The sequence below is a fragment of the Modestobacter sp. VKM Ac-2986 genome, assembly GCF_026967795.1.
Taxonomy (GTDB): domain Bacteria; phylum Actinomycetota; class Actinomycetes; order Mycobacteriales; family Geodermatophilaceae; genus Modestobacter.
Window position 1 is genome coordinate 258,624 of record NZ_JAPVBH010000002.1, and the last position, 15,593, is coordinate 274,216.

At 76.0% G+C, this 15,593-nt stretch carries 12 protein-coding genes; all 12 read right to left on the reverse strand.

Going from position 1 to position 15,593, the window contains the following annotated elements:
• Window positions 1–17: 17 nt before the first annotated feature.
• Window positions 18–1,340 (reverse strand): cell division protein FtsZ, encoded by a 1,323-nt coding sequence (gene ftsZ / locus O2W14_RS05505; protein WP_269175072.1) that lies wholly within the window; start codon window positions 1,338–1,340, stop codon window positions 18–20.
• A gap of 339 nt (window positions 1,341–1,679) precedes the next feature.
• Window positions 1,680–2,519, reverse strand: coding sequence for a cell division protein FtsQ/DivIB (locus O2W14_RS05510; RefSeq protein WP_269175073.1), 840 nt, complete (start codon window positions 2,517–2,519; stop codon window positions 1,680–1,682).
• Window positions 2,516–3,988: a UDP-N-acetylmuramate--L-alanine ligase gene (gene murC / locus O2W14_RS05515; protein WP_269175074.1), complete on the reverse strand. Its 1,473-nt coding sequence runs from the start codon at window positions 3,986–3,988 to the stop codon at window positions 2,516–2,518. The genes O2W14_RS05510 and murC overlap by 4 nt, the downstream gene beginning before the upstream one ends.
• Window positions 3,985–5,151: an undecaprenyldiphospho-muramoylpentapeptide beta-N-acetylglucosaminyltransferase gene (gene murG, locus O2W14_RS05520; RefSeq protein WP_269175075.1), complete on the reverse strand. Its 1,167-nt coding sequence runs from the start codon at window positions 5,149–5,151 to the stop codon at window positions 3,985–3,987. The genes murC and murG overlap by 4 nt, the downstream gene beginning before the upstream one ends.
• Window positions 5,148–6,836, reverse strand: coding sequence for a putative lipid II flippase FtsW (ftsW, locus tag O2W14_RS05525; RefSeq protein WP_269175076.1), 1,689 nt, complete (start codon window positions 6,834–6,836; stop codon window positions 5,148–5,150). Before ftsW ends, murG begins: the two co-directional genes overlap by 4 nt.
• Before the next feature lie 7 nt (window positions 6,837–6,843).
• Window positions 6,844–8,247: a UDP-N-acetylmuramoyl-L-alanine--D-glutamate ligase gene (murD, locus tag O2W14_RS05530; protein WP_269175077.1), complete on the reverse strand. Its 1,404-nt coding sequence runs from the start codon at window positions 8,245–8,247 to the stop codon at window positions 6,844–6,846.
• A complete protein-coding gene (gene mraY / locus O2W14_RS05535) occupies window positions 8,247–9,329 on the reverse strand; it encodes a phospho-N-acetylmuramoyl-pentapeptide-transferase (protein ID WP_269175078.1) in 1,083 nt (360 codons plus the stop codon). Before mraY ends, murD begins: the two co-directional genes overlap by 1 nt.
• The gene (locus O2W14_RS05540) at window positions 9,326–10,882 is read right to left on the reverse strand and encodes a UDP-N-acetylmuramoyl-L-alanyl-D-glutamate--2,6-diaminopimelate ligase (RefSeq protein WP_269175079.1); all 1,557 of its coding nucleotides are present in this window, start codon (window positions 10,880–10,882) and stop codon (window positions 9,326–9,328) included. Before O2W14_RS05540 ends, mraY begins: the two co-directional genes overlap by 4 nt.
• A 92-nt stretch (window positions 10,883–10,974) precedes the next feature.
• Window positions 10,975–12,843, reverse strand: coding sequence for a peptidoglycan D,D-transpeptidase FtsI family protein (locus O2W14_RS05545; RefSeq protein WP_269175080.1), 1,869 nt, complete (start codon window positions 12,841–12,843; stop codon window positions 10,975–10,977).
• Window positions 12,844–12,846: 3 nt separating this feature from the next.
• Window positions 12,847–13,740, reverse strand: coding sequence for a hypothetical protein (locus tag O2W14_RS05550; protein WP_269175081.1), 894 nt, complete (start codon window positions 13,738–13,740; stop codon window positions 12,847–12,849).
• A 4-nt stretch (window positions 13,741–13,744) separates the two neighbouring features.
• Window positions 13,745–14,722 (reverse strand): 16S rRNA (cytosine(1402)-N(4))-methyltransferase RsmH, encoded by a 978-nt coding sequence (gene rsmH, locus O2W14_RS05555; protein ID WP_269175082.1) that lies wholly within the window; start codon window positions 14,720–14,722, stop codon window positions 13,745–13,747.
• Between the two features lie 304 nt (window positions 14,723–15,026).
• A complete protein-coding gene (gene mraZ / locus O2W14_RS05560; protein ID WP_269175083.1) occupies window positions 15,027–15,461 on the reverse strand; it encodes a division/cell wall cluster transcriptional repressor MraZ in 435 nt (144 codons plus the stop codon).
• Window positions 15,462–15,593: the final 132 nt, after the last annotated feature.

Here is a 15,593-nt window from a genome sequence, read left to right on the forward strand (position 1 = left end):
GGGGCACGGGGGTCCTTCTACTGCGAACGGAGGAACTCGGGGATGTCGAGCTCCTCCTCGAAGTCCTCGGAGCCCAGCGGACGACGGGCGCCGCTGTTCGGGCCGGGGACGGGCGGCAGCGGCGGGACGGTGATCCCGCCACCCGTCGCCGGCGCGGCGGGCTGACCGGGCCGCGGGGCACCGGCCGCCGGCGCCTGGGCCGGGACGGCCTGGGTGGCCGGAGCCGCGGCCGGGGCCTGGACCGGCGCCTGGGCCGCCGGGCGCTCGCCGGTCTGCACGGGCGCGGCGGCCCGGGCAGGTGCGGGCGTGGTGACCGGCGTGCTGGGTGCGGCCGGCGCCACGGGGGCGGCGGTCGCGAGCAGGGTCGTGCCGGCGTCCTTGCGGTTGCTCGGCCGGCCGCTGTCGAAGCCGGCCGCGATCACCGTCACCCGGACCTCGTCGCCGAGGGCGTCGTCGATGACGGCCCCGAAGATGATGTTGGCGTCGGGGTGGGCGGCGTCGCTGACCAGCGAGGCGGCCTCGTTGATCTCGAACAGGCCGAGGTCCGAGCCACCGGAGATCGACAGCAGGACGCCGTGGGCGCCCTCCATCGAGGCCTCCAGCAGCGGGGAGGCGATGGCCTGCTCGGCGGCCAGCAGCGCCCGGTTGTCACCGCGCGCGCTGCCGATGCCCATCAGCGCCGAGCCCGCACCGGACATGACCGACTTGACGTCGGCGAAGTCCAGGTTGATCAGGCCGGGGGTGGTGATGAGGTCGGTGATGCCCTGGACACCGGACAGCAGCACCTGGTCGGCGGTGCGGAAGGCGTCCATGACGCTCACGTTCCGGTCGCCCAGCTGCAGCAGCCGGTCGTTCGGGATCACGATGAGCGTGTCGCACTCGTTGCGCAGCTCCTCGATGCCGGACTCGGCCTGGACCGCCCGCCGCTTCCCCTCGAAGGAGAACGGCCGGGTGACCACGCCGATGGTGAGGGCACCGAGCTTGCGGGCGATGGAGGCGACGACCGGCGCACCACCGGTGCCCGTGCCACCGCCCTCGCCCGCCGTCACGAAGACCATGTCGGCGCCCTTGAGCACCTCTTCGATCTCCTCGCGGTGGTCCTCGGCGGCCTGCCGGCCGACGTCGGGCTGGGCGCCGGCGCCCAGGCCACGGGTGAGCTCGCGGCCGACGTCGAGCTTGACGTCGGCGTCGCTCATCAGCAGCGCCTGCGCGTCGGTGTTGATCGCGATGAACTCGACGCCCTTGAGGCCGACCTCGATCATGCGATTGACCGCGTTCACGCCGCCGCCGCCGATGCCGACGACCTTGATGACCGCGAGGTAGTTGTGCGGAGGTGTCATGCCGCGCTCCCCAACTGGACCTTCATCCTCAGGTTAAGCCTTATAGTTATGTCAACTGGTGGGTGTGTGGTCGAAGTTAGGTGTGCCCTCGCACGCCAGCAAGCACCCCTCCGGCCTCGGCGTGTCCGGACTGTGATGTCGCACGGAGATCGGGCGACCCGCCTGTCACATCTGACTCACTCGGTGTGACGACCCGCGCGGTTCCGTCTCACGTAGCGGTGCAGACGTCCCGCTGGTGGACCTCGGTCGGACAGTTGCGGAAATCCAGGGACCTGGTGCGTCCCGGGCGTGTCGCGCGGCCTGTCGCAGCCCGGCCGTGCTGGTGGTCGAGGTCGAGGGTCAGCGGAGGACGACGGCGTCGGGGGTGCTGACGTCCAGCAGCGCACCGGGCTCGACCGCACCGGCGTCGATCTGCTGCAGCAGCGCCGCGAGCACCTCGGCCTTGCGGTCGGTGCGGTCCGCGCTCCCCCACCGCACGGTCCGGCCGTCGGTGAGGGTGAGCGTCACGTCGTCGGCGGTGCGCGCCGCGACCCCGGTCAGCTGTGCCCGCACGGCCCCCGGCAGCGCGGTGACCGCCCCGAGCGCCGCCCGCGTCGCGTCGTCGTCCGGCCCGGGTGCGGACACCTCGAGCGGGACGACGCCGTCGGGGGTGCTGCCGGTGATCGTCTCGAACACCACTCCCCCGGCGTCGACCAGCCGGCGGGCACCCTCGGACCGCACGACCGCGACCGGCACCCGCTCCTGCAGCGTGATCACCACCGTCCCCGGCCAGCCGCGGGTGACCTCGACCGAGGCGACCTGCGGCAGCTGACCGACCCGGGCGGCGACCGCGTCGGTGTCCACCCGCGCCAGCGGGGTGCCCACCTCCACGCCGGCGACGCCGACCACCTCCCCGGCGGCCAGCCGGGCCGCGCCGTCCACCTGGACCGTGCGCACGGCCAGCAGCGGGCCGGCCAGCAGCACCCAGCCGGCGACCGCGAGCAGGACCGCGGTCACGCCGAGCCCGACGACCAGCCGCCGCCGCCGGGCCAGGGTGCGGCGGGCGCTGCGGCGGCGGCGCCGGGGACCCAGTGGGGTGACCGGCGCGGACTGCTCGCGGGAGGCCTGCCGCCGGGACGACCCGCTCCGCCGCCGGGGTGAGCCCGCCCGGTCGTTGGTGGTCGTCCCGACCCGGCTCACCGCGTGGGCCCCGTCCCGTCCGCGGCCCCGTCGGCCACCTCCGGGTCGCCGGCCTCGGGGTCGCGCAGGGCGGCGAGCACCTCGGGGCCGACCATCGACACGTCCCCGGCGCCCATGGTGACCACGAGGTCCCCGGGCCGGGCCAGGGCCGCGACCCGCGGCGCGGCCGCCGACCAGGACGGCTCGAACCACACGCGGCCGGCGTCCGGGACCGCGTCGGCCACCAGCCGGCCGGTCACGCCGGGCACCGGGTCCTCGCGGGCGCCGTAGACGTCCATCACGACGATCAGGTCGGCCAGGCCCAGGGCCTCGCCGAAGCCGTCGGCGAACTGCGCCGTCCGGCTGTAGAGGTGCGGCTGGAAGAGCACGACGAGCCGGCCGGACCCGACCACCGCCCGCGCGGCGCGCAGCTGCGCGTCGACCTCGGTCGGGTGGTGGGCGTAGTCGTCGTAGACGCGCACGCCGGCCGCGGTGCCCTTGAGCTCGAACCGCCGGTGCACACCGCCGAACCGCTCGAGCCCGCTGATCAGCCCGGACGCCGGCAGGCCCAGCTCCAGCCCGGCCAGCAGCGCCGCGGCGCTGTTGAGGGCCATGTGCGCCCCAGGCAGCTGGATGTGCACCTCGCCGAGCTCGCGGCCGTCGAGGACGGCGGTGTACCGGGTGCCGTCGGCGGCCACGCGCAGGTCGACCAGCCGCAGGTCGGCGTCCGGGCCCTGGCCGTAGGTGCGCACCCGCGCGGCCCCGCCCACGCCGGCGAGCCGGGCCGCGCCGGGGTCGTCGGCGCAGAGCACGAGGAAGCCCTCGGCCGGCACGGTGTGCACGAAGGTGTCGAAGGCCGCCTCGACCGCGGCGAGGTCGCCGTAGTTGTCCAGGTGGTCGGCCTCGACGTTGGTGACGATCGCCCCGAGCGGGGCCAGCAGCAGGAACGACCGGTCGCTCTCGTCGGCCTCGGCCAGGAAGACGTCGCCCTGCCCGGCGTGGGCGTTGGACCCGGACTCGTTCAGCGTGCCGCCGATGGCGAAGGAGGGGTCGACCCCGCACGCCTGGACGGCGACGGTGAGCATCGAGGTGGTCGAGGTCTTGCCGTGCGTGCCGGCCACCGCGACGCTGCGCCGCCCGGCCATGACCGCGGCCAGCGCGACGGCCCGGGGCAGCACCCGCAGGCCCCGCTCCCGGGCGGCGAGCAGCTCGGGGTTCTCGTCCCGGATGGCGGTGGAGACCACCACGGTCGCGGCCTCGCCCAGGTGCGCGCCCTCGTGGCCGACCTCGACCCGCGCGCCGAGGGCGGCCAGCGCCCGCAGGGTGGCGGAGTCGCGGCGGTCGCTGCCGGAGACCGGCACGCCGCGGGCCAGCATGATCCGGGCGATGCCGCTCATCCCGGCGCCGCCGATGCCGATGAAGTGCACCGCGCCCAGGTCGCCCAGCGCCGGGATCGGGCCGGTCCAGGCGGCGACGTCGTCGGCGCTCATCGGGTTCCTCTCGAGGTGGCGACGTCGAGCACCAGGTCGGCCAGCCGGTCGTCGGCGTCGGGGGTGCCCGCGGCGGCGGCGTGCGCGGCCAGCGCGGACAGCGCGGTGGGGTCGGTCAGCAGCGGGACCAGCTCGGCGGTGATCCACGCCGGGTCCAGGTCGGCGTCGGCCACCAGCAGCCCGCCCCCGGCCTCGACCACCGGCAGCGCGTTGAGCCGCTGCTCGCCGTTGCCGATGGGCAGGGGCACGAAGGCGGCCGGCAGCCCGACTGCGGACAGCTCGGCGACGGTCACCGCGCCGGACCGGCACAGCGCCAGGTCGGCGGCGGCGTAGGCGAGGTCCATCCGCTCCAGGTAGTCGACGACCACGTAGGGCGCGGACCCGGCCGGGCGGTCGGGGACGGCGACGTCGGTGTTCTTCGGCCCGCGGGCGTGCAGCACCTGCACCCCGGCGGCGGTCAGCGCGTCGGCGGCACCGACCGCGGCCCGGTTGAGCGAGGCCGCACCCTGCGAGCCGCCGAAGACCAGCAGCGTGGGCCGGTCGGCGTCCAGGCCGAAGGCGGCGCGGGCCTCGGCCCGGCGCGCGGCCCGGTCCAGGCCGGTGATCGAGGTGCGCAGCGGCATGCCCACGTGCACCCCGCCGTGCAGCGGCGTGCCGGGCACGGTGAGCGCGACCCGCGCCGCGACCCGGGCGCCGATCCGGTTGGCCAGCCCGGGCAGCGCGTTCTGCTCGTGCACGACGACCGGGACGCCGGCCCGGCGGGCGGCGAGGTAGGCCGGCAGCGCCACGTAGCCGCCGAAGCCCACGACCACGTCGGCGCCGAGCTCGGTGAGCAGCGCGCGGGTCTCGGACACGGCGCGGACGACCCGGCCGGGCACCCGGAGCAGGTCCGGCGTGGGTTTGCGGGGCAGCGGCACCGGCGGGATGAGCCGCAGGTCGTACCCGCGGGCGGGCACCAGCCGGGTCTCCATGCCGCGGGCGGTGCCCAGGCAGGTGACCCGGGGGGCACCGCCGGGGGCGGTGCTGCGGCGGGTGAGGGCGTCGGCGAGGGCGAGCATGGGCTCGATGTGCCCACCGGTGCCACCGCCGGCGAGCACCACGTGCAGCCGGCGGCCGGCGTCCGCCGGGTGGGGCGGTCCGGCGTCGTTCGAGGGGGAGGTCACTGCAGGCGTCCTGGCCGTTCCGTTCGCGGGGGGTGGGACCGCGGCGCCGGCCGGACCCGCGCGGACGGGGGCTCGGCGCGCTCACGGGGGACGTCGCGCGGGGCGGGTCCCGCGGCCGACGAGGGCCGGCGGAGCGCGGAGGGGCGGTCACCGGCGGGCTGCCGGCCGCGCCCAGTCTGCCGGTCCACCGCGCCCCAGCGTTCCTCCGGGGTCGGTGCCCAGCCCTCGGCCCGCCGGGCACGGGCCGGCGCACCGTCCGGCGTCCGGCGTGCGGTGCGCAGGTCGCGGGCGGCGGCCGGTGCCGGGCGCACGCCGCGCAGCGGCTCGCCCCGGGGGTCGGACCGGCCTGGGCGCTCGGCCGGCCGGGGGGTGCTGCGGCTGCCCGACCGGCGCCGGGAGGGCACCGGGTCGACGGCGGTGGCCGGCGCCGGGTTGAACAGCCGGACCAGCCGGCCGCGGGGCTGGGACTGCAGGTGGGCGACCGCGGCGGGCTCGGCGCGGGCGAAGCGGACCAGCAGCCCGATGATGAACAGGGTGAGCACCAGCGACGTGCCGCCGGCGGAGATCAGCGGCAGGGTCACCCCGGTGACCGGCAGCAGGCCGACGACGTAGCCCATGTTCATGGTGGCCTGGCCGGTCAGCCACACGGTGATGGCGATGCTGGCGAGCTGGACGAACCGGTCGGCCGAGCGGCGGGCGATCCGGAACCCGGCCCAGGCCAGGACGCCGTAGAGGCTGATGACCACCAGGCAGCCGAGGAAGCCCAGCTCCTCGCCGATGATGGCGAAGATGTAGTCGGACTCGGCGTGCGGCAGCAGGTTCCACTTCATCGCGCTGTTGCCCAGCCCGACGCCGGCCACGCCGCCGGAAGCGAGGGCGTAGAAGCCGTGGATCGCCTGGTACCCGCCGTCGGTCGGGTCGGCGAAGGGGTCGAGGAAGCCGGTGATCCGGGCCGCCCGGTAGGGGGCGACGACGATCATCAGGGCCACGCCCGCAGCGGCGAGGACCGTGGCGCCGGCCAGGAACCGGCGCGGCAGCCCGCCGGCCCACATCAGCCCGGCCACCACCAGGGAGAGGCTGACCACCGCGCCCATGTCCGGCTCCATGATGAGCAGAGCCGACATCAGCACGAAGGCCGGCAGCACCGGCACCAGCAGGGCTTGGGTGGTGAGGTAGCGCTCGCGCAGGGCGATGACGTGCGCGCCCCACAGCGCGAAGAGCAGCTTGGCCAGCTCCGAGGGCTGGAAGTTGGTGACCTTCAGGTCGAACCAGGCGCGCGAGCCGTTGAGCTCCAGCCCGATGCCGGGGACCAGCACCAGCGTGAGCAGCACGAAGGAGACGACCATCCCCCAGCCGGCGAACCGCCGGATGCGGCCGATCGGCAGGTGCATCGCCACCAGCATCGCCACCAGGCCGAGCCCGGCGAAGACGATCTGCCGGACGCCGGGCAGCCAGGCCGGCTGGTCGTCCAGCGCCGCCTCGATCGAGGAGGCGGAGAAGACCATGACCAGCCCGATGGCCAGCAGCATCCCGGCCGAGCCGAGCACCAGGTGCGAGCTGGTCATCGGCCCGTCGAGCCACTCGGGCCCACGCAGTCGGAAGCCACCGCCGGTGCGGGCGACCGGCGGCGTGCGCGGCTCGCGGACGGGAGCGGAGCTCCGGCGTTCCCGGGTGCTCGCGGTCATCGTCGGCTCAGCCCAGCGCCCGCACGGCGTCGGCGAAGGCACGACCCCGGTGGGCGTAGTCGGTGAAGACGTCCATCGACGCGGCGGCCGGGGCCAGCAGGACGGTGTCGCCCGGGCTCGCCAGCGCGGCGGCGGCGGCCACCACCTCCCGCATCACACCGTCCCCGTACGACACATCAGCACCCATGGCCTCATGGTCGCCGCTGGCGACCACCGTGCGCGGGACCGACGGGGCGTGTCGCGCCAGTGACCGGGCCAGCTCCTCCCGGTCCCGGCCCAGCAGCACGACCCCGGCCAGCCGCGGCGCGACCGCGGCGACCAGTGGGTCGACGTCGGCGCCCTTGAGCAGCCCACCGGCGATCCAGACCACCCGCGGGTAGGCCGCCAGCGAGGCACCGGCCGCGTGCGGGTTGGTGGCCTTGCTGTCGTCGACGAAGTCCACCTCGCCCACCCGGCCGACCAGCACGTTGCGGTGGGCCCCGCCGGTGAAGGCGGCCAGCCCCCGGCGCACGCCGTCGGCGTCGACCCCGGCGACCCGGGCGAGCGCCGCGGCGGCCATCGCGTTGACCAGGTTGTGCGGCCCGCCGACCTGCAGCTCGCCGGTGCCGACGAGGACGTCGCCGGCCGGGTCGGTGCCGAACGCGCGGTCGACCAGGTCGCTCCCCCGCACCCCGAGCTGGCCGGGCGCGGGCTCGTCCAGGGTCACGGTCACCGGGTGCGGGTGGGCGGCGACCAGGGCGGCCGCGACCGGGTCACCGGCGTCGGCGACCGCGACCGGGGCCAGCCGCAGCAGCCGGGCCTTGGCGTCGCGGTAGGCGGTGAAGGACCCGTGCCAGTCGACGTGGTCGTCGGCGACGTTGAGCACGCACGCCGCGGCCGGGGCGATCGAGCTCGACCAGTGCAGCTGGAAGCTGGACAGCTCCACGGCGATCGCGTCGAAGCTGGGCCGGCCGTCGGCGTCGCGGGCGGTGACGACCTCGACCAGCGGCCGGCCGACGTTGCCGGCGGCCACCGCGCGCAGGCCCCCGGCAGTGAGCACCTGCTCGAGCATGGTGACGGTGGTGGTCTTGCCGTTGGTGCCGGTCACCGCGTACCAGGGCGCCGGCTCCCCGCCGGGGGCCGCGATCCGCAGCCGCCAGGCCAGCTCGGGCTCACCGATGACCTCGATGCCGCGCTCGGCGGCCGCGACCAGCAGCGGGCTGTCCGGCCGCCAGCCCGGCGAGGTGACCACCAGGTCGACGTCCTCGGGTGGGGCGGTGAGCGGGCCCAGCCAGCGCGCGCCGGCGGCGACCAGCTCGGTGAGCACGGCCGGCTCCCGCGCGTCGGTGAGCGCGACGTCGTCCCCGCGGGCGAGCAGCACCCGCGCGGCGGCGACCCCGGAGACGCCGAGCCCGGCGACGAGGACGCTCATCAGAGGCCCGCGAAGGAGAGCCAGTCGGCGTAGAACAGCCCGAGCCCGAAGGCCACGGCCATCCCGGTGACCAACCAGAACCGGACGATGACGGTGTTCTCCGCCCAGCCGGCGAGCTCGAAGTGGTGGTGCAGCGGCGCCATCCGGAACACCCGCCGCCGGGTGGCCCGGAAGAAGGCGACCTGGATGACCACCGACAGGGTCACCGCGACGAAGAGCCCGCCGAGGACGACCAGCAGCAGCTCGGTGCGGGTGACGATGGCCAGACCCGCCATCAGCCCACCGAGGGCCAGCGAGCCGGTGTCGCCCATGAAGATCCGCGCCGGCGAGGTGTTCCACCACAGGAAGCCCAGGCAGGCGCCCATCGCCGACGCGGCGATCAGGGTGACGTCGAGGGGGTCGCGCACGGTGTAGCAGCCCTCGATGGCCAGCGCGGAGCTGCAGTCGTGGCCGAACTGCCAGAACGAGATGATCACGTAGGAGGCGAACACCATCGCCGAGCAGCCGGCGGCCAGCCCGTCGAGGCCGTCGGTGAGGTTGACCGCGTTGGAGAACCCGGCGATGAACAGGTAGGCCACCGCGCAGAACACGAACGCCGGCATGGTCAGCGGCGCGATGTCCCGCACGAAGGACACGGTGGTGGTGGCCACCGCGGTGCCGTCGGCGCCGTCCTCGATCAGCGCGAGGACGGCGAAGGTCAGCCCGACGACCAGCTGGCCGACCAGCTTGGCCGTCTTGTTCAGTCCCAGGCTGCGCCGGTAGCGGATCTTGAGGTAGTCGTCGAGGAACCCGACGGTGCCCATGCCGATGAGCAGGAACAGCAGCAGCAGGCCGGTGGCGGTGACCCCCCGGCCCTCCTGGTTGATCAGGAACAGGTGGGCGACCAGGTAGCCGAGCACGGTGGCCAGGACCATGACGGTGCCGCCCATGGTGGGCGTGCCCTTCTTGGCCAGGTGGCTCTCCGGGCCGTCGTCGCGGATCTCCTGTCCGAAGCCCTGACGCCGGAAGGCCTTGATGGCCAGCGGGGTCATCAGGATCGACACGATCAGCCCCACGGCGGCGGCGACCAGCACCGACTTCACGCGGTCACCCCCGCAGCCGTCTGGAGCAGCTCGCGCAGCACCGCGCGGTCGTCGAAGGGCAGCACGGAACCTCCCACCTCCTGGCCGGTCTCGTGGCCCTTGCCGGCCACCAGCAACGTGTCACCCGGTCGCGCGAGGGCGACGGCCGCGGCCAGCGCGGCCCGCCGGTCGCCGATCTCGAGCACCTCGGCCCGCTGCGGGGCCGGCACCTCCTCGGCCCCGGCGCGCATCGCGGACCGGATGGCCGCGGGGTCCTCCGAGCGCGGGTTGTCGTCGGTGATCACCAGCACGTCGCTGCCGGCGGCCGCGGCCGCGCCCATCGCGGGGCGCTTGCCGGTGTCGCGGTCACCGCCGCAGCCGAGCACGGTGACCAGCCGGCCCGCGGTCGACCCGCGCAGCGCCGAGAGCGCGGTGGCGACCGCGTCCGGGGTGTGCGCGTAGTCGACGACGGCGACGAAGGGCTGCCCGGCGTCGACCGGCTCCATCCGCCCGGGGACGACGGTGTCGGCCAGCCCGGCCAGCGCGGTCTCCACCGGCACGCCCACGGCGTCCAGCAGCGCGACCGCCAGCACGGCGTTGGCCACGTTGAAGTCACCGGGCAGCCGCAACCGGGCCGGCCAGGTGCGCCCGCCGGGGCCGTGCAGGGTGAACGTCGAGCCGCCCGCGGGGGCGGTGGCCACGTCGGTGGCCGACCAGTCGGCGGCCGCCCCGGCGGTGCTGACGGTGACCGTGCCGGGGCGGACCAACCGGCGTCCGTGCTCGTCGTCGACGTCGACGACCTCGACCGCGGCCCGGCCGTCGAACAGCAGCGCCTTGGCCTGGAAGTAGCTCTCGACGTCGCCGTGGAAGTCCAGGTGGTCACGGGAGAGGTTGGTGAAGCCGGCGGCGGCGAAGCCCACGCCCCCGACCCGGCCCTGCACCAGCGCGTGGCTGGAGACCTCCATGACCACCGCCTGCACGCCGGAGTCGACCATCGTCGCCAGCAGCGCGTGCAGGTCGGGCGCCTCGGGGGTCGTGCGGACGCTGGGCAGCTCGGTGGTGACCGGCCCCCCGTCCGCGCCGCGCCCCCGGGTCCGGGTCTGCACGGTGCCGATCAGGCCGCTGGGCCGGCCGGCGGCGGCCAGCCCGGCCTCGACCAGGTAGCTCGTCGTCGTCTTGCCGTTGGTGCCGGTGATGCCCAGCACGGTCAGCTGCTCACTGGGCCGGCCGTACACCCGGGAGGCGACCGGGCCGAGCACCGCGCGCGGGTCCTCGACCACGCACACGGCGACGTCCGGGTCGCTGATCGCGGCGCGGCCGGCGGCGTCGGTCAGCACCGCGACCGCACCGCGGGCCAGGGCCTCGGGGACGTACGCGGCGCCGTGCGTGCGGGCGCCGGGGAGGGCGGCGTAGAGGTCTCCGGGCCGGACGTCGCCGGAGGCGAGGGTGACGCCGGAGACGGTCACCGCGGCCTCCCCCTGCACGGGGGCGCCGGTCAGGTCGGCCAGGTCGGTGAGCGGGACAGGGCGGATCCCCGCAGGCCGGGGAGCCGACCCGGAGGCGGTCGGGGTCACGACCGCCCAATCTACCGGCGCGGCACCCGGGCGCCCGCCCACCGGGCCACCTCGTGTCGCCCGGGACGGCCGGTCCGCGGTCGGGACGGGGATCAGTCGACCAGGAGGGTGAAGTCGGGCCGCGGGGAGCCCGAGGGGACGACGCCACCGGCGGTCAGCGCGAACCGCATGACGTCGGAGAACACCGGTGCGGCGACCTGGCCGCCCTCGGCGTCGCTGGTGGGCCGCTCCAGGTCGACGGCCACGACGTACTGCGGGTCGTCGGCGGGGGCGTAGCCGACGAAGGTCGTGAAGTAGCCGCCGCCGGTGTAGCAGCTGCAGTCGGGGTTGGCCCGCTGCGCGGTGCCGGTCTTGCCCACCACCCGGAAGCCGTCGACGGCACCCAGCGGCGCGGTGCCGCCCTTGCCGACGACGGACTCGAGCATGTGGGTCAGCTGGTCGGCGGTGTCCTCGCTGACCACCCGGACGCCCTCGGGGCGCGGGGCTGTGGTGACCGTGCCGTCGGGGGCGGTGACCGAGGCGACCACCCGCGGCGGGATGCGCACGCCCCCGTTGGCCAGGGTCTGGTAGACCGAGGCCATCTGCAGGGTGGTCACCGACACGCCCTGGCCGATCGGCACGTTGGCCGCCCGGCTCTGCGTCCACTCCGCGGCGCTCTCCAGGATGCCGGCGCTCTCCCCCGGCAGCTCGACCCCGGTCTGCGCGCCGATGCCGAAGGCCTTGAGGTACTCCTCCAGCTTCCCGTCGCCCACCTCGCGGGCGAGCATGATCGTGCCGACGTTGCTGGACTTGGCCATGATCCCGGTGACCGTGTAGCGCCGCGGCGGGTGCCGGCCGGCGTCCCGGACGGTGACGTCCCCGGCCTCGATGGAGTCCGGGACGACGAGCTCGGTGTCCTTGGTGGCCTTGCCCAGGTCGATGGCGGCGGCCAGGGTGACCGCCTTCATGACCGAGCCGGGCTCGTACACGTCGGAGACCACCGGGTTGCCCAGCAGCTCGGGGTCGGTCTCGTTGTAGCGCCCGGGGTCGTAGCCGGGGCAGGCGGCCATCGCGACGACCTCGCCGGTGTGCACGTCCTGGACCACGGCCGAGCCGGAGGTCGTCGCCCCGTCGGCGCAGGCGGCGTCCAGCCGCTGCTGCACGACGTACTGCAGGTCCTCGTCGATGGTCAGCGCGACCGTGCTGCCGTCGACGGCGGGGGTCGTGTCGTCGATGCCCGAGGGGATCGGGTTGCCGCTGCCGTCGACCTCGGTGCGCTCCTCGCCGTCGGTGCCGGTCAGCTGGTCCTCGAACGTCCGCTCGATGCCGGCCAGCCCCGCGCCGTCGGTGCCGACGAACCCGACGACCTGCCCGCCCACGGCGCCGGCGGGGTACAGCCGGACCGGGTCGGGCTCGAAGACGATGCCGGTCCGGTCCTCCCGCGGCAGCTCGCGGATCCGGTCGGTGACCTCGGTGGGCACCTTGGGCTTGAGCACCACGTAGCGGCTGTCCCGGGAGAGCTTCTCGGTCAGCTCCGCGGCCGGGACGTCGAGCAGCGTGGTCAGCGCCAGGGCGGTGCGGGTGGGGTCGGTGACCGCCTTCGGGTCCGCGACGACCCGTTCGGCGGCGACCGAGTAGGCCAGCACCCGGCCGGTGCGGTCGGTGATCTGGCCCCGGGCTGCCTCGATCGGCGAGACCGACATCCGGTCGGCCTCCGCCGCCCGGGCGTACGCGGCCCCGTCGACGCCCTGCAGCAGGACCAGCTTGCCCACGACCACCACCAGCAGGGTGATCAGCAGGGCCAGGCCCCACCGGTTGCGCTTGTCCCGCTGGTGCAGCCCCAGCGTCGGACGCCGCCGGCGCGCGCCGGGCTCCGGCCGGGACGCCGAGGAGCCGGAGCGGCGGGCCGGACCGGACGCCCGGCCGCCGTCGCGGCGCGCGGCGGCGGGACGGATCGGCGGCAGCTGGCCTGCAGGGGGCACGGATCAGTTCCCGGGGGTCGGTGCAGCGGGGTCGGTGGCGGGGTCGGCCTGCGTCGGCGCCCCGGCCGGTGCGGGGTCGGTGGCGGTGTCGGCCGGTGCGGTCCCGCTCGGGGCGGCGTCCGTCGGGGTGGTCCCGGCCGGGGCCGGCCCGTCGGTCGCGGGCGGGGTCGCCGCGGCCGGCGGCGTGGCCGGTGCCGGTGCGTTCGGGTCCGGGGCGTTCGGGTCGGGCGCCGGGACGGCCGTGCCCAGGAGCACCGAGGTGCCGTCGGGCTGCAGCACCAGGTGCGCCGGGGCACCCGGCTGCACCAGCCCGGCCGCCGCGGCGGCGCGGGCCAGCTCGGTGGCGGTGTCGGCAGCCACGACCTGCTGCTCCAGCCGGGAGACCTCCTCGGCCTGCTGCGCGTTGGCGGCGCGCTGCTCGTTGGCCTTGAGCGAGTCGACCGCGATGGCGGTGTTCAGCGCGAGCAGCCCCAGCGTGGTGGCGACCAGCAGCGCCACGATCAGCGCGACGAAGGGCGCGCGACGGCGGCTGCGGGAGGTGGCCCGCCCCGGGGTGCGGGTGGCGGCGGGCACCAGCTTCAGCTGCGGTCCGGAGGCCACCGGACCGGTGCGCCGGGTGGGGGCGCTGCGGGGCACGTGCACCGGGCCGCTGGCCGACCGCGGCACGCTGCCCCGGGCGACCGGGGCGCTGCGCGCAGGCGTGCGCGCGACCGGGGTGCGGGCGACCGGCGGGCGGGGGCTGCTGGACCCGGCGGCGGTCGAGGTCACCGGGGGCGTCGTGGTCTGCACCAGCGGGGTGCGGGGCAGCGGGGGGTGCGGGGTGGTCCCCCGCGCCGTGCGGGCCGGCTGGCTCACGACGGCCCCGCGCCGGGCGTCGTCGCCGGTGCGCTCGTCCACGCGCTCACGAGGCCCGCCGGACACGCTCGGCGGCGCGCACGCGGGCCGAGGCCGCCCGCGGGTTGACGGCCAGCTCGGCCTCGCCGGGGGCCTCTCCCCCACGGGTGACCAGCCGCAGCACCGGCGCGTGCTCGGGCATCGGGACCGGCATGCCGGGCGGGGTGCGGTCGGTCGCCTCGGCGGCGAGGGTCTGCTTCACGATGCGGTCCTCGAGGGAGTGGAAGCTGATGACGGCGATCCGGCCACCGACGGCGAGGGCATCGATGGCCGCCGGCAGTGCACGGGTGAGCACGCCGAGCTCGTCGTTGACCTCGATGCGCAGGGCCTGGAAGGTCCGCTTGGCGGGGTGGCCACCGGTGCGGCGGGTGGCGGCGGGGATGGCGTCGCGGACCAGCTCGGCCAGCCGGGCGGTGCCGGTGAACGGCTCCCGGGTGCGTTCCCGCTCGATGGCCGAGGCGATCCGGCCGGCGAAGCGCTCCTCGCCGTAGACCCGCAGCACCCGGGCGAGCTCGCCGTGGGAGTAGGTGTTGACCACGTCGGCGGCGGTGCGCGGGCCGCTGGGGTCCATCCGCATGTCCAGCGGGGCGTCGGTGGAGTAGCTGAAGCCGCGGGTGGGCCGGTCCAGCTGCAGCGAGGACACGCCCAGGTCGAACAGCACGCCCTGCACCTCGGGGACGCCGAGGCGGTCCAGGACGTCGGGCAGCTCGTCGAAGACGGCGGGCACGAGGGTGGCCCGGTCGGTGAAGCCGGCGGCGTCGATCCGGGCGGCGGCCTCGGCGCGGGCGTCGGGGTCGCGGTCCAGGCCGATCAGCCGCAGCCGGGGGTGGGCGGCCAGCAGCGCCAGGGAGTGCCCGGCCAGGCCCAGCGTGCAGTCGACGACCACCGCGCCGGGGGCACGCAGCGCCGGGGCCAGCAGCTCGGTGACCCGGTCGAGCAGGACGGGGACGTGCAGCGCGGGCCCGGTGGGCTCGGGGCTGCTCATCGACGGGTCCTCTCCGGGGCGGCTCGGGGTGCTGCGGACCCGGGGTGGGGTGCAGTGGGGGCGGGGGTGGGAGGTGGCGCCGGGGTGGGGCGCCGACCCTGGCCCGCCGCCCCGCAGGGTCGCCTGGCGCCGGGGAAGCGGTACCAGGAGGTGCCCTGCTGGGGCGGCCGGGCGGTGGGGCGGTCCTGCGGTGGCGTCGAGCCGGGGGGAAGTCGGCTCGCCTGCCGGGGGTGCCGTCGAGCCGCGGGGAAGCAGGCTCGAAGACGGGGGTGTGCGTCAGGGGGTGGGTGGGGGGCGGTGGGGCTCAGGAGAGGGTCGGCATCCCCTCGCTCTCCATCGCCGCGAACGCGGCCTCCTGCTCGGCCACGTAGGCCTCCCAGGTGGCGGAGTCCCAGATCTCGAAGCGGGTGTCGACGCCGACCACGACCACGTCGCGGTCCAGGCCGGCGTACTCGCGCAGGCTGGCCGGGATGGTGATGCGGCCGGTCTTGTCGGCCTCCACCTCGACCATCGAGCCGAAGCTCATCCGCGCGTGCATGCGGGCGCCGTTGGTGTCCGAGGGCGCCATGGCCTTGAGGGCGGCGCTCTGCTCGGCGACCCGGGCCATGGTCAGCCCGTAGACGCAGCGTTCCTGGCCCTTCTTGATCACCATGCCGTCGGCCACGAGGTCGCGGTACCGGACAGGGAGGGCGAGCCGGCCCTTCTCGTCGAGGCGCAGGGGGTAGCTGCCGACGAACACCGGATCACCCCCTGCATCTGTCCTCCTGTGGTGTCGCCGGGCACCATCCGTGGTCCCAGCCTCCCCATTCCGCGACACAGTAACCCACTGGCCCCCACCAGACACCACATCGCCACGTGTCGTCCCCCGTCC

Coding starts and splice junctions, on each gene's coding strand:
- ftsZ (WP_269175072.1), bottom strand. CDS start 1,340: ATGACACCTCCGCACAACTACCTCGCGGTCATCAAGGTCGTCGGCATC.
- murC (WP_269175074.1), bottom strand. CDS start 3,988: ATGAGCGCCGACGACGTCGCCGCCTGGACCGGCCCGATCCCGGCGCTG.
- ftsW (WP_269175076.1), bottom strand. CDS start 6,836: ATGACCGCGAGCACCCGGGAACGCCGGAGCTCCGCTCCCGTCCGCGAG.
- murD (WP_269175077.1), bottom strand. CDS start 8,247: ATGAGCGTCCTCGTCGCCGGGCTCGGCGTCTCCGGGGTCGCCGCCGCG.
- rsmH (WP_269175082.1), bottom strand. CDS start 14,722: ATGAGCAGCCCCGAGCCCACCGGGCCCGCGCTGCACGTCCCCGTCCTG.